The sequence below is a fragment of the Halovenus aranensis genome, from assembly GCF_900100385.1.
GTDB classification, from domain to species: Archaea; Halobacteriota; Halobacteria; order Halobacteriales; family Haloarculaceae; genus Halovenus; species Halovenus aranensis.
The window spans coordinates 1-13,435 of sequence record NZ_FNFC01000001.1 but is presented as its reverse complement, the minus strand read 5'-3'; the positions used below and the strand labels follow the sequence as shown (position 1 = coordinate 13,435).

Below are 13,435 nucleotides of genomic sequence, written 5' to 3'. Positions count from 1 at the left end.
GATGACGGTCAAAACTGCACGCCGTCGTCGATTTCTTCGAGCAAGTCCCCGATAGAGTCCTCGGGAGTGAGATTTGACGATTTCACCAGCTGATGAATGCTCTCTGGCGGATACCGGATTGGGACGTTGGCTTCAGTCAACAAAATGCCGAGAATCTCCTCGACCGGGGTGTCGCTGTCGACCTGCTGTGCATACCAGAGCATCAGACTCTCGAAAATCGTCACAACATCGTTCGAGGCCATTCGACGCTGGCTGACCGACCCCTCGAAGGTCGCGGTAACGTCGAACCCGTACTGGGTGTGTCCGTCCTCGAAACTCTGTCTGAGCCACTGGTGGACTCGTTCCTGTGTGATTCCGTCTGGCTGTTTCGTCCGCTGTGTGCGCTCTTGGCGGTCACGCGAACGACGCTCCCGTGTCCCGCCCGACGACGCTGACCGTGACTGCTCGGACCGCTCTGTGCGTCTGGTCTGTGATTGCTGGGTGAACTCCTCCGGGTCGTCGTCTCGACGCGGCGAGTCAGATTGTCGGCTGCGTGACTCAGATGCGGTCTGCTCCTCGCGGTGGCCTGGCCCGACGTTCGGCGGACCGTCCGGTGAAACGACGAATCGCCCTTCTTCGAGTTCCTCGACGTGCTCGCTTTCGGTGATGTCGAGCTCGTCGGGAGCGAGGACGCGACCCTCGTCTGCTGGCCCCTCCTCGATGTCGTCTAGGTCCTCGAGATCGTCGGGCGGCCTGTCGGCCATACCGTACTATCTGTGACGGACGAGTAAAAGCGTGTCTCCATATTTGTAGAATTACATATCACACGTGGATTATTGTAGCGTCGTATGATTTAGCCGACAGAAGCGTAATACGGCAGACGGACCGGCCGATGTAAGCGGCAACGTCTTTCGTCCGTTCTATCACGAATAGATTATGCGAAAAGAGAACTGCGACGGCAGACTGCTATCTACAGATTGACCGTGTCCTTGTCAGCGTCAGCCGACAGGGAGTCAGGCACCTGCAGGAACGCGACCGTCTGTGCACCGACTTCCGTCGTAATCTTCAACTCGACGTTGTTGCCCTCCTTAAGGAGGTCCAGCCCCGGCTGAATCGTCTCGTCATCCGGGATGTCAGAGCTGTTGTCGAAAATGTTTGAATTAGCAGTAGAGTAATTAATCTTTTTTATTCCGTCGTCGCCTGCATTGGGGTCAAGCGCTTCAGTACTATTAAACGCGGTTTGGGTGTCGTCAAGCGGGATGACGATCTCGTAGCGGTCCGTATTATCGGTCATGATGACATCCGTGTCATCCTCCGCCTTCACCGGCTCAATCACGTAGTTCGCCTCTCCCGGGACCGACACGATGTTCGTCGGGTCAGTGTCCCCGCCCGCACGCGTGTCATTCTCACGGTCCTCGAACTGGCTCTGATTCCAATCAGTGACAAGTCCGTCGGAGTCGTAAGCGAAGTGATCGCTGTCGATGTCCTCAATATCATTGATGTTATGACCAGCGACGATGTTAGCGAACTCGTTGTCACTGACGTACTGCATCGTCAGTTCCGCCAGGTTCACATCGTTCGACCCGGCCGCTGGCTGCACACCAATCCGTAGCTCCTCTATCTTGTCTGCATCACCCGGATTCTCGGGCGCGTTCGCTGCAGATTCATCCGTAAGCACGCCGTCGAAGCCGACCTGCCCGACCTGCGTGATGACGTTCAGGTTGTCTGCCACCTGTGCTGTACTCTCCGTCCCGGTATCCTCGGCCTGCGTCTGCAGGAAGCCCGCGGTGTTAATCAACACCCCGGCTGCAATCGCCGCCACCAGCACCATCGCGATGAACACGATAAGCGTGCCAATGCCGACTTGCGCCCGAGACCGAGTGGTGTTCTCGTTGTCGTGGTTGTTGGATAGTTTCATTTGAATCACCCTAGAGGTTGACCGTGTCCTTGTCAGCGTCTGCCGACAGGGAGTCAGGCACCTGCAGGAACGCGACCGTCTGTGCACCGACTTCCGTCGTAATCTTCAGCTCGACGTTGTTGCCCTCCTTCAGGAGGTCCAGCCCCGGCTGAATCGTCTCATCATCCGGGATTGCAGCAGTACGGTTGAAGACAGGGCTGCCCGTACTGAAGTCAATTTGCTTGATTCCATCGTTGTCGTCGTCGCTACCCAGTGCACTGGTGTAGTTGAATGCGGTCTGGGTGTCGTCGAGCGGAATGACGACCTCGTATCGGTCCGTGTTCTCGGTCATGATGACATCCGTGTCGTCACTTGCCTTCACCGGCTCGACAACGTAGCTCGCTTCACCCGGAACCGCAACGATGTTGTCGGGGTCGGTGTCTCCGCCCGCACGCGTGTCGTTCTCACGGTTCTCGAAGTCCGTCTGGTCCCATTCGTCGATTGTCCCGTTGTCGAAAATCGAGATATTATTAGAGATAGTTTCGAGGTCGTTGATGTTGTGACCAGCGACGATGTTGGCGAACTCGTTGTCACTGACGTACTGCATCGTCAGCTGCGCTAGGTTCACGTCGTTCGACCCGGCCGCCGGCTGCACACCAATCCGCAATTCTTCTATCTTGTCTGCGTCACCCGAATTTTCCGGCGCGTTCGCCGCCGTCTCATCAGTGAAGACGCCGTCGAAACCGACCTGGCCGACCTGCGTGATGACGTTCAGGTTGTCTGCCACCTGTGCTGTACTCTCCGTCCCGGTATCCTCGGCCTGCGTCTGCAGGAAGCCCGCGGTGTTAATCAGCACCCCGGCTGCAATCGCCGCCACCAACACCATCGCGATGAACACGATGAGCGTGCCGATACCGACTTGCGCCCGCGACCGAGTGGTGTTCTCGTTGTCGTGGTTGTTGAATAGCTTCATTTAAATCACCCTAGAGGTTGACCGTGTCCTTGTCAGCGTCGGCCGACAGGGAGTCGGGCACCTGCAGGAATGCGACCGTCTGTGCACCGACTTCCGTCGTAATCTTCAGCTCAACGTTGTTGCCCTCCTTCAGGAGGTCCAGCCCCGGCTGAACGGTCTCTTCATTTGGAACAGCGAACGTGTCGTTAAACACGTCGGCACTGTCCGAGAAGTCGATTTGATTGATTCCGTCGTTGTCGGCGTCATCGCCCAGCGCACGGCTGTGGTTGAATGCGGTCTGGGTGTCGTCGAGCGGAATGACGATCTCGTAGCGGTCCGTGTTCTCGGTCATGATGACATCCGTGTCGTCGGCCGCCTTCACCGGCTCGACCACGTAGCTCGCCTCGCCCGGCACCGACACGATGTTCTCGGGGTCGGTGTCCCCGCCCGCACGCGTGTCGTTTTCTCGGTCCTCGAACGCAGCCTGATGCCAGTACTCCACAGTTCCGTTGTCGAAATACGAAATGTTGGAGACCGTTTCGAGTTCGTTGATGTTGTGACCAGCGACGATGTTAGCGAACTCGTTGTCACTGACGTACTGCATCGTCAGTTCCGCCAGGTTCACGTCGTTCGACCCGGCCGCTGGCTGTACACCAATCCGCAACTCTTCTATCTTGTCTGCATCACCCGAGTTTTCGGGCGCGTTCGCAGCCGTCTCATCGGTAAAGACGCCGTCGAAGCCGACCTGCCCGACCTGCGTGATGACGTTCAGGTTGTCTGCCACCTGTGCTGTACTCTCCGTCCCGGTGTCCTCGGCCTGCGTCTGCAGGAATCCGGCGGTGTTAATCAACACCCCGGCTGCAATCGCCGCCACCAGCACCATCGCGATGAACACGATGAGCGTGCCGATGCCGACTTGGCCACGTTCGTTTTTGTCTTGGGTATCGTTCAGTATCATGGTTATCTCGCCTGGGCCTGCCAGACTTACTTCTCACTTGCAAAGCTACCCTAATAAGGCTATGGCACCCATTATCGTGTATGAAAACGGCAGTTTCGGAAGCAATACGGCCAATACTAGATACGCTCCGTAGAGTGAAAGCGCGCGATAATTGGCCTCAGGAATTTTAAAACAGCAAAAACCGGTTGCCGGGCAGACATCGACCCTTACACTCGGATGGCAGCGACATCAAGGGCACTGTTCGTGACTACACATAGCTCGACAATGTGACCACCAGCACAGCCACTACTCGTAGACGACCAGGCTGTAGATAATGAACAAAAAGCCAACAGTGAAGAAGCCACTTTTGACCAGCAGCAGTAACCGAGCACCCTCGAAGTCATTGTAGAATGCACTGATTAGTGTCGCTGCAGCTCCAGCGACTGCCAGTGAAAAGCCAATCGAGAGGTGGAGCATCGCAGTTCTCGCCGTCTGCACGTACGCGCGAACTGCCATACCAACCATCGTAAGTCCAGCAACGATGAACACGATGGTCACCACTGCGTATAAGAGTTCGATAACTGGTGTAGCGGTCACTAGCTCCAGCTACAGGTGCATCTGTATTAAATCCACCCACGTGAGTTTCCGTACCAGCGTCGCGGGCTATCCCTCAGAGAGAGTCTTCCAGGCTTCATCAAGTGTGTTTGCCACCTCGGAGCGCTCCTCTACCTCGACAAACAGTTCGTCGTCCTCGAACTCAATGTGTACTGCCTCAACGTTACGGCGATATACCTTTATTCGCCGACGGTCGTCGGAGAGGATGTTATCGTGTAGCTCCAGCAGATCGTGCTCGGTAAGTTCGTCGATGCGCCGGTAACAGGTCGCAATCGGGATATCGAGCTCGTCACTGAGCTCTTGAGCCGACCGCGGCTCGTCGGTCGCGTCGAGTATCTCGGCGCTGTATTTGTTTCCGAGCGTTTGCAATAGATCCACTGATGGCATCTATTATCAGATTATAAATTACGAGAGTCATAAATCTACCGGGACTTCCCACCCCAGTAGACGGTTTTTATATCGGTCCAGAAACTGAAGAATGATAGAGTTTCAGGCATCAATACTGGCATTTTCGTTGGCAATAATTGTATTCAGTCCGGAGATACTGTCGCTATAGTGGGGATTCTTCGTCGTTCATCATCGAGAAGGCGCTCGCGTTCTCGTGTATCCTGATGCCCTCGCCTTTTCGGATCTCCATCGGGAAGATGTCGGTGTCGATATCTTGTTTGCGCATCTTCGCTACCCAGGCGTACCGGTTAACTCCCGAGTCGGTGGGCGTCTGAAGGAGAAAGATGTTCCCGTCGGTAAGAAAGTTTTCGAGACCAACGTCGGTATCGGGAAAGACAGCTCCCTGTTCGTTTGTCATCAACGTCGTCAGGTCGTTCTCGGCGAGGATGTCAGTAAATTTCAAGAGATACGTTCGCTTTTCACGCTCGCTGTCGAAAAACAGCTGGAACATCGCCAACGAATCCAACACGAGACGCTCGTAGCGGTCGTCATTGAGATCACCCAACAGCAGTTCGAGCGACGAACTAAAGTCGTTTTCTCGGAGCAAGACCTGTTTGTCGTATATCTCGATATTTCCAGCCTCGACGTGGTCTTGCCAGTTGTCGAAGCCGATGGATTCCGCTGCTTCCCGCAGGTCGCGTTCGTTCTCCTCGAAAGAGAGAAAGAGACCGTCTTCGTCGAATCGTTCCACACCGTTGTAGATGTACTGCAGTCCAAGAATGCTCTTCCCAGCGCCGGGATTGCCGCTTACGAGCGTCGTGGAGTTACTGACGAGCCCCCCGTTCAGAATCTCGTCGAGCCCGGCGATGCCCGTTTCTGTAAGCTCGGTCATATGCTGTGGAGGTGACCCAGTAGCTAAAAAGGTCCGGGTTATCTGGTACGTCACCACTGACCATCGGTAGATGAGACCAGCGACAGCCGTGTGTCAGGCGCTGTGGACCGATGCCGGGTCGACCCAGATGACAAATCGCTCGTCTTCACCTTTGATGACTCCGTTGATAGCGTCCTCGTCTTCGGCCGGAGAATCGTCGACATCCCCGCTGTCGACCTGTACAACCTGATTGACTTCGTCGACGAGCCAACCGGCGGCCGCCTGGTCGTCGACGATTTCGGGGTCGTAGACGATGACTCGGTCCGGTTCCCGGTCGGAGTCGATATCGAACACCACTTTCGGGTCGACAATCGACGTGGTTCGCCCACGCAAGTCCATCACGCCTTGGACGTGTGGCGGCGAGTTCGGGACGGTCGTCAGCTCGCCGACGTCAACAATCTCCGTCACGTAATCGATACTTACACAGTACGTCTCGTCACCGAGCTTGAACTCGAGGACTTGCCCTGTCGTCGTAGCTTTCATATGTAACCTCCTGGCTCCGGGTGCACGGTTGGCGGTCTCGGCACCATCGTCCGGTTCACGTGGTGACTCTCCCGGTGCCGTGGACTTAAATCTGCCTTCCGGGCTATCACGTTTGATTACGGAGGCGGAGTCTTTATTGGGATACTCACGTGAGTGTCAACTGTGAATGCAGGGAAGCGAGTGTTGTTTAGGAGCGATTTCGCCGTTGCTCGAAGCTGAACTAGTGAACTGCAACTGTCAGGAGAGACAGTCGGGGACCACCGGCAGGAGTCACTGATGTCAGGGACGCGCGCAATCGTCGCAGACGATTCGCACTTCATGCGGAGTGTCATCACTGATATGCTCGAGGACGGTGGCATCGATGTCGTCGCTCAGGCCCGAAACGGACTGGAGGCCGTCGAAGCGGTCGTCGAACACGAGCCAGATGTCGTCACGATGGACGTCGAGATGCCGGAGATGGACGGCATCGAGGCCGTCGAAGAGATTATGGACAAGTGTCCGACGCCGGTGTTGATGCTTTCTGCCCACACCGACGAGAACGCTGACGTGACCTTCCAGGCCCTCGACAAAGGGGCAGTCGACTTTTTCAGTAAACCCGGCGGCGAGGTCTCGATGGAGATGTCCCGTCTAGAGGACCAGATCGTCGATATGGTCACCTCGGTCGCACGCGTCGACCCGACCGAGGAAGCGGCGGCGTCACAGTCTTCGGACCGCGAACAGACGGCGTCTCGGACGTACCTCGAAAACCCGACGCTGCTCATCGGTTCTTCGACTGGTGGCCCGAAGATGGTCGAACGTGTCCTTTCGGAGCTACCACTCGATGCCGGTTTTCGGATTTTGATTGTCCAGCATATGCCGGGTGGCTTCACAGAGCGGTTCGCCTCCCGTATCGACTCGGGCAGTCCGTACGACGTTCGAGAAGCCACGGACGGCGACCGTATCGGCGACGGTGAAGCACTCGTCGCTGCCGGCGGCAAACACATGGTTGTCTCGAACTACCGGAGCGGTCGGCTCCGTGTGAAGCTGACAGAGGACCCGCCGGTAAACAGCGTCCGGCCGGCTGTCGACATGACCATGTCGAGTGCCGCCGAAGTCATCGACGACCCACTCATCGGTGTTATTCTCACTGGAATGGGTGAGGATGGTGCCGCTGGCATCAAGTCAATCAAGGCAGTCGACGGGACGACCTTTGCACAGGACGAAGCGACATCAGCGGTGTTCGGGATGCCAAAACGAGCAATCGAGACTGGCTACGTCGACGAAGTCCTCCCGATTGAGGATATCGCCGACGGCATCGCTCGCGCTGCACGCACGGACATACCAGACGACGAATGACAGGGAAGCACTTATGAATCGACAACAAGAGGTGTACTAACAATGGAAGACCAGTACCTCGATGCGTTCATTCGCGAGAGCGAAGAGGAAATAACGAAGCTGAACAACTCGCTACTCGAGCTGGAGTCCGACCCCAGCTCGCGGGAGGCGATGGACCAGATATTCCGGACGGCACACACGCTCAAGGGGAACTTCGGGGCGATGGGCTTCGAGGACGCGTCGGACCTCGCACACGCGATGGAGGATTTACTCGACAAGATGCGCGAGGGAGACCTCGAAGTGACGCCGGACGTGATGGATCTTATTTTCGCTGGTGTCGACCAAATCGAGGCAATCGTCAAGGAGATCGAAGAGAACGGCGAATCGACGACTGATACCTCCGAGACTGTCGACCAGTTGCGGACGGTACTCGAAGAAGGAACGGGTTCGGTCGATGCGGATACATCGTCGGAGCCAGAGACGTCGTCAAACCACGAGACAGACCTCACCGATATCGACGTCGACGACGACGCGGTCGACCACCAAGTCATCCACGCCTCGGTCGACCTCGGCGACAGTGATATGCCCGGCGTTGACGCGATGTTCGTACTGGAGGCAGTTGAAGACGTCTTCGATATCCTCGATGCAGACCCTGACCGCGAGGACATCGAAGACGGTAGCTACGAGGATACCTTCGGGCTGGCGCTCGATGCCGACGACACGGGCGCGGTCGAAGACGAGCTTGCGGCACTGGGTCGCGTCGAAGACGCCGCTGTCGAGAACGTTACCGACGAGGTGCTCGATCAAGGCAGTTCCGTCTCACTGACCGGGTCGACGGACGAACACGAGGTCGACGAAATCAAGTCGGTCAGGGTCGACGTCGACCAGCTCGACGACCTGCACGGACTCGTCGAACAGCTTGTCACCAGCCGCATCAAGCTTCGCCGCGCGGTCGAGGAGGACAACCTCGACTCGGCGAGTGACACGCTGAACGAGCTCGATAAAATCACCGCGAACCTCCAAAACACCGTGATGGATATGCGGCTAATTCCGCTGAAGAAAGTTGTCGGTAAGTTCCCGCGGATGGTCCGTGACCTCTCTCGGGAGCTTGGCAAGGAGGTCAACTTCGAAATCGAGGGCGAGGAAATCGAGCTCGACCGGACGATTCTGACCGAGATTTCGGACCCGCTGATGCACATCATCCGGAACGCGCTCGACCACGGCATCGAGACACCCGAAGAGCGCGCCGAGGCAGGCAAACCCCGCGAGGGACAGGTCACGCTTCGGGCCTCTCGACAGCGCGACCACGTCACTATCGAAGTCGAAGACGACGGTGCCGGGCTGGACGTCGAGGCACTCGAGCAGACAGCAATCGAACGCAACGTCCGCTCGCCCGAAGAGCTCGAACGGATGGACGACTCGGATATCTACGACCTCGTCTTCCATCCGGGTTTCTCGACTGCCGAGGAAGTGACCGACACCAGCGGCCGTGGCGTCGGGATGGACGTCGTCCACGACACCGTCACGCAACTGGATGGCTCTGTCGACGTCGACAGCGCGCTCGGTGAAGGGACGACCGTCTCGCTCCGGCTGCCGGTGACGATGGCTATCGTGAAAGTGCTGTTCGTCCAAGTCGGCGACGAGGAGTACGGCGTCCCAATCAAAAACGTCGACGAGATTACCGGTGCCGGCGAGGTAAAACAGGTCAACGGCAGGGAGGTAATCAAACACAACGACGAAATCTACCCAGTCATCGACCTCGACGAGCGTTTCGACGTGCCCCGGCGCGCCACCGCGGACGGCGGCACGGCCGGCGGCGAGATGCTCGTCCGCATCCGGGAGTCAGAACGGCAGGTCGCCCTGCGGTGTGATGCGGTCAACTCACAGGAGGAAGTCGTCGTCAAACCCCTCGAAGGCATCCTGAGCGGGACGCCCGGTCTCTCGGGGACCGCAGTGCTCGGCGACGGGAACATCGTGCACATTCTCGACGTGGTCACGCTATGAACCGGGGCGACGAGCGGTCGTTCAACGACCTGCTCGAGTACATCGAGCGTGAGATGGACTTCGAGTCGGGCTTTTACAACGACGCCTACCTCGACCGTCGCATCACGGCCCGGATGCGCCGGACCGACCACGACGATTACAGCGTCTACCAGCGGTATCTCGACCGCCACGAGGACGAGCGCGAGCTATTGCTCGATTCGCTGTCGATTAACGTCACGGGCTTTTTCAGAAACCCAGATGCCTGGGAGAAGCTGCGCGAGGTGCTGCGCGAGCTGACAGACTCACACCGACGTGTTCGGGTCTGGAGTGCGCCTGCTGCAGACGGCCGCGAGCCGTACTCGGTAGCGATGCTCGCGCTTGACGACGACGAAATCGAACAGCGGCGAATCGACGTGCTCGGGACGGATATCAACCCAGATATTCTGGAGACGGCCCGTCACGGAGTCTACGAGACCTCCCAGACGACGGATATCGCCGAGGAACTCGAACCCCTGGAGGACTACTCGCCGTATATCGACCAGGATGACGACCGGTTTCAGGTCAAAGACCGCGTCAAGAACCTCGTCGAGTTCGAGCAACACGACCTCATCAGAGGGGACCCCAAGCGCAACTTCGATCTGGTTCTCTGTCGGAACCTCCTCATCTACATCGACGCGTCGTTCAAGGAGCCGATTTTCGAGACGATTCGCAACTCGCTGCGCGAAGGGGGATATCTCATGATTGGGATGACTGAGACGCTGCCGACAGCGAGCCGGAACGATTTCGACCCCGTCCACAAAAAGCAGCGCATCTATCGGCGCACCTGAGTTATGTCTCTGTACGAGTACGAACGAAACGGCAACGCACAGGAGATTATCCGGGTGCTTCGCGACTCCGACAACGAGAACATCAGAGAGCGAGCAGCGACGCTTCTCGGGCGGCTGGAGGAACACGATGACAGAGACGATATCGTTCGGGCGCTGATTACAGCCGCTCAGAACGACGACTCCGACGCCGTCGTCGGGGCGGCTATCGACTCACTCAACGACCTCGGCCAGGACGCACTCGAACAGCTTATCGCGACGATGGCTGATATCGACATCGACGACGGCGCAGACTGGGTCCGCGCGAAGGCGTTCATGCAGGGGCTATCCTCCGACATTCCGGAGCTTCGGATGGCTGCCGCGAACGGCCTGGGAGAAATCGGCGACCCCGATGCGGTCCCCGAACTCGTCGAGCGATTTCAGGACGGTGACCCGCGGGTCCGCGCTCGCAGTGCCCGTGCGTGTGGCCTCATCAACGACCCCCGGGCGACCGACGGCCTCGAATCGCTATTGACCGACCCGACGGCAGCCGTCCGTCTCGAAGCCGCAGAGTCTCTCGGCCGTATTGGAAACCGACAGGCACTGACGGCACTGCTCAAACTCTACGACGACGACGACGAGCGTGTCCGGCGAATCGCCGTCAACGGGTTCGGAAAGTTCAGCAACGACCGGCCCGTCGAGTACCTCATCGACGCGCTGGCCGACGCCTCGGCGGCAGTTCGACGGACAGCGGTGTTCTCGCTCATCGAGTTGCTCTCGAACGTACCGACCGAGAAGAGCCACGAGATACGCGAGACCGTCGTCGAACAGCTCTCGGCGGTCGAAGACGAGACAGTCGTCGCACCGCTCGTCGAGATTCTCGAACGCAGCACGCAGTCGTCACAGCGGCGAAACACCGCGTGGCTACTCGGGCGCGTGCTCGACGACGACAGCAACCGCGCCGCCATTGAGGCGCTGGTGGTCGCACTCGAAGACGGCGAGCAGATGACACGCCAGTTCGCCGCGACCAGTCTCGCTGAAATCGGTGGCACCTACGCCGAGTCGGAACTGCTCGCACTCGCCACGAACACCGACCACGACAGCGAGGCTCGCGCCCAGGCACTGTTTACGCTCGGCAAGATTGGTGACGAAGAGACCGCCGAGGAAATCGAGCAGTTACTGGAGGACACCGAAGACCAGACCGTCCGCAAGCGGGCGTTCTCTGCGCTCTCGAAACTCGGCGGTCGGACCAGCCAGTAGTGCACTCAGACAGCAGCGCTCCCGAAAGCAGATATACCGGGCTATCGTAGCCGTGAGTATGCTGCTGGTCCTGTGTGTCGACCTGGACGACGACCTCGGCCGGAAGACCGGCATGGAGACCCCGGTCGTCGGTCGTGAGGCCGTCCGCAAGGCTGCGGTTGCACTCGCCATCGCAGACCCCGAAGACAGCGACGTGAACGTTCTGTTTGAGGGGCTACACCAGGTGGATTCCTTCGATGACGAGGCTGTCGAAGTCGCTGCGGTGACCGGCGTCGACGGCCGCGATGTCGAGGCAAACCGAAAGGTCGGTGAGGAAGTCGACCGCGTCCTGGCTGAACTCGACACCGGCGAAGACGTGCGGGCGGTTGTCGTCACGGACGGTGCACAGGACGAATCTGTCCTCCCGGTGATTCGCTCGCGGGTGACAATTGACAGCGTTCGCCGTGTTGTCGTCCGTCAGGCACAGGACCTCGAATCGATGTACTACACTATCAAGCAGGTGCTGGACGACCCGGAGACACGCGGGACGTTGCTGGTTCCACTCGGCATTTTGTTGCTCATCTACCCGCTGACGATTCTCGCCAACCTGCTCGGCCTTCCGGGGACGGTCTTCGGGCTGGTTTCCGGCCTGCTGGGCCTGTACTTACTCGCCCGCGGGTTCGGTGTCATGGAGTGGGTCGACTGGGGTGTCGAGCGCGTCCGGACCGGTCTCTTTACCGGCCGGGTGACGCTCATCACGTCGGTCGTCGCACTGGCACTGCTGGTCATCGGTGGCGTCAGCGGAATGCAGACCCTCGAAGCGATGCGTGAGGGTGCGAGCGCGCGACTCGGCGTCGTCGAGATTATCGCTGCGCTTACGTTCGGGTCCGTCCAGTGGTTCGCCGCCGCGGGCGTGATGAGCAGTCTCGGTCGTGTCACTGACGAGTATCTCGACGGTAGCTTCCACTGGCGCTATCTCAACGCTCCGTTCTATATTGTCGCCATCGCGGCCGTCCTCGCGGGGGTAAGCGGGTTCTTCCTCGACGAGGCCAGCCTGGAGTTTCTCGCGTTCATGCTCACGGGAGGGACACTGCTCGGCGTCGCCAGCACGCTCTCGTTTGCTGTCGCCGAGTCGTGGCGACAGCGTCAACAGAAGATGAGCTAATCGAGAACCCAAATCTCTATCTGTCGGTGGGTCTGATTCACCCACGAGGGCGTGTAGCTCAGCCCGGACTAGAGCGTCGGACTTCTAATCCGACGGTCGTGGGTTCAAATCCCACCACGCCCGCTTCTTGACCGGGGCTTTTCGAGCACAGCTCACCTCGTCGCAGTCTATCGATTTCGGGTGAAACACGGCCGCCGAGCGGCTGAGTTCGTTGTGTCACCGTTACCGCCTACGTCACGTCTACGGATTTGAGTGAGCACAATATAAAACCTAGTGCGCGGCAGAGTGAGTTCGTTAATTCTGCACCATGGAGATTGAGCTAATTTATTAATCTACGCTTTCTCACTCCCTATTGTGCCGGATATTAAGATAGCCAACGTCGTCGGTATGATAACATATCAGCGAGCGTGTCATAGAAAGCCTCACAATGGAGGCTGCAGGGTGCAAAATGTGTGTCCAGCACAAGTGCAACCCTGCAAGACGTAGCTTCGGTTGACGACTTCTTGAATGTCGCGGCTACGGAGACAGCACCGCTGTTCGAGTACTTGGAGTTTGAGTTTCTGCTGGAGTACGACGTGTTCGCCCCCTCGAAGCGGGGGCGAACACGAGTACACAAGCCACCAGAACTCTTTCGAGGCTTCCTGCACTGCTACTACAAAGGCATCTACGGCACACGTCCAGTCACACGCGAACTCCGAAATACACTGACTTGGCTGTCCTGTGGCTTTGAAAAACCGCCGTCACGAGACA

13 protein-coding genes, 1 tRNA gene and 1 pseudogene are annotated in these 13,435 nt (G+C 58.3%); 7 read left to right on the top strand and 8 right to left on the bottom strand.

Annotation, left to right across the window (positions count from 1 at the left end; all coding sequences use genetic code 11):
• Nucleotides 1-8: 8 nt before the first annotated feature.
• The 8 genes from BLR34_RS00075 to BLR34_RS00040 form a co-directional block, all read right to left on the bottom strand.
• Complete coding sequence (locus BLR34_RS00075) at nucleotides 9-743, bottom strand: DUF7500 family protein (RefSeq protein ID WP_245683158.1); 735 nt, start codon at nucleotides 741-743, stop codon at nucleotides 9-11.
• Between the two features lie 206 nt (nucleotides 744-949).
• Nucleotides 950-1,897, bottom strand: a complete 948-nt coding sequence (locus BLR34_RS00070) for an archaellin/type IV pilin N-terminal domain-containing protein (RefSeq protein WP_092698167.1) — start codon at nucleotides 1,895-1,897, stop codon at nucleotides 950-952.
• Nucleotides 1,898-1,907: 10 nt separating this feature from the next.
• Complete coding sequence (locus tag BLR34_RS17725) at nucleotides 1,908-2,849, bottom strand: archaellin/type IV pilin N-terminal domain-containing protein (RefSeq protein ID WP_092698165.1); 942 nt, start codon at nucleotides 2,847-2,849, stop codon at nucleotides 1,908-1,910.
• Nucleotides 2,850-2,859: 10 nt separating this feature from the next.
• The gene (locus BLR34_RS17720; RefSeq protein WP_092698163.1) at nucleotides 2,860-3,786 is read right to left on the bottom strand and encodes an archaellin/type IV pilin N-terminal domain-containing protein; all 927 of its coding nucleotides are present in this window, start codon (nucleotides 3,784-3,786) and stop codon (nucleotides 2,860-2,862) included.
• 285 nt (nucleotides 3,787-4,071) lie between these two features.
• Complete coding sequence (locus tag BLR34_RS00055; RefSeq protein WP_449271816.1) at nucleotides 4,072-4,362, bottom strand: DUF7521 family protein; 291 nt, start codon at nucleotides 4,360-4,362, stop codon at nucleotides 4,072-4,074.
• 66 nt (nucleotides 4,363-4,428) lie between these two features.
• Complete coding sequence (locus tag BLR34_RS00050) at nucleotides 4,429-4,767, bottom strand: winged helix-turn-helix domain-containing protein (RefSeq protein WP_092698161.1); 339 nt, start codon at nucleotides 4,765-4,767, stop codon at nucleotides 4,429-4,431.
• 163 nt (nucleotides 4,768-4,930) lie between these two features.
• A complete protein-coding gene (locus tag BLR34_RS00045; RefSeq protein WP_092698159.1) occupies nucleotides 4,931-5,659 on the bottom strand; it encodes an RAD55 family ATPase in 729 nt (242 codons plus the stop codon).
• Between the two features lie 93 nt (nucleotides 5,660-5,752).
• Entirely contained in the window at nucleotides 5,753-6,181 is a 429-nt protein-coding gene (locus BLR34_RS00040) for a chemotaxis protein CheW (protein WP_092698157.1), read from the bottom strand.
• 273 nt (nucleotides 6,182-6,454) lie between these two features.
• On the opposite strand from BLR34_RS00040, the gene BLR34_RS00035 reads away from it, so the two are divergent.
• The 7 genes and pseudogenes from BLR34_RS00035 to BLR34_RS00005 all read left to right on the top strand — a co-directional run.
• On the top strand, nucleotides 6,455-7,516 hold the full coding sequence (locus tag BLR34_RS00035) for a protein-glutamate methylesterase/protein-glutamine glutaminase (protein WP_176765203.1): 1,062 nt from the start codon (nucleotides 6,455-6,457) through the stop codon (nucleotides 7,514-7,516).
• Nucleotides 7,517-7,558: 42 nt separating this feature from the next.
• The gene (cheA, locus tag BLR34_RS00030) at nucleotides 7,559-9,499 is read left to right on the top strand and encodes a chemotaxis protein CheA (protein ID WP_092698153.1); all 1,941 of its coding nucleotides are present in this window, start codon (nucleotides 7,559-7,561) and stop codon (nucleotides 9,497-9,499) included.
• Nucleotides 9,496-10,305 carry a CheR family methyltransferase gene (locus BLR34_RS00025; protein ID WP_092698151.1) on the top strand — a complete coding sequence of 270 codons (810 nt, stop codon included), beginning with the start codon at nucleotides 9,496-9,498 and terminating at the stop codon, nucleotides 10,303-10,305. Before cheA ends, BLR34_RS00025 begins: the two co-directional genes overlap by 4 nt.
• A gap of 3 nt (nucleotides 10,306-10,308) precedes the next feature.
• Nucleotides 10,309-11,541 carry a HEAT repeat domain-containing protein gene (locus BLR34_RS00020; RefSeq protein WP_092698149.1) on the top strand — a complete coding sequence of 411 codons (1,233 nt, stop codon included), beginning with the start codon at nucleotides 10,309-10,311 and terminating at the stop codon, nucleotides 11,539-11,541.
• Between the two features lie 58 nt (nucleotides 11,542-11,599).
• Nucleotides 11,600-12,685, top strand: a complete 1,086-nt coding sequence (locus tag BLR34_RS00015) for a DUF373 family protein (protein WP_092698147.1) — start codon at nucleotides 11,600-11,602, stop codon at nucleotides 12,683-12,685.
• 47 nt (nucleotides 12,686-12,732) lie between these two features.
• Nucleotides 12,733-12,808, top strand: a tRNA-Arg gene (locus BLR34_RS00010).
• 329 nt (nucleotides 12,809-13,137) lie between these two features.
• Nucleotides 13,138-13,435: pseudogene (locus BLR34_RS00005) on the top strand (IS5/IS1182 family transposase); the annotation flags it as partial.

Coding starts and splice junctions, on each gene's coding strand:
- BLR34_RS00075 (WP_245683158.1), bottom strand. CDS start 743: ATGGCCGACAGGCCGCCCGACGATCTCGAGGACCTAGACGACATCGAG.
- BLR34_RS00070 (WP_092698167.1), bottom strand. CDS start 1,897: ATGAAACTATCCAACAACCACGACAACGAGAACACCACTCGGTCTCGG.
- BLR34_RS17725 (WP_092698165.1), bottom strand. CDS start 2,849: ATGAAGCTATTCAACAACCACGACAACGAGAACACCACTCGGTCGCGG.
- BLR34_RS17720 (WP_092698163.1), bottom strand. CDS start 3,786: ATGATACTGAACGATACCCAAGACAAAAACGAACGTGGCCAAGTCGGC.
- BLR34_RS00050 (WP_092698161.1), bottom strand. CDS start 4,767: ATGCCATCAGTGGATCTATTGCAAACGCTCGGAAACAAATACAGCGCC.
- BLR34_RS00045 (WP_092698159.1), bottom strand. CDS start 5,659: ATGACCGAGCTTACAGAAACGGGCATCGCCGGGCTCGACGAGATTCTG.
- BLR34_RS00040 (WP_092698157.1), bottom strand. CDS start 6,181: ATGAAAGCTACGACGACAGGGCAAGTCCTCGAGTTCAAGCTCGGTGAC.
- cheA (WP_092698153.1), top strand. CDS start 7,559: ATGGAAGACCAGTACCTCGATGCGTTCATTCGCGAGAGCGAAGAGGAA.
- BLR34_RS00025 (WP_092698151.1), top strand. CDS start 9,496: ATGAACCGGGGCGACGAGCGGTCGTTCAACGACCTGCTCGAGTACATC.
- BLR34_RS00020 (WP_092698149.1), top strand. CDS start 10,309: ATGTCTCTGTACGAGTACGAACGAAACGGCAACGCACAGGAGATTATC.
- BLR34_RS00015 (WP_092698147.1), top strand. CDS start 11,600: ATGCTGCTGGTCCTGTGTGTCGACCTGGACGACGACCTCGGCCGGAAG.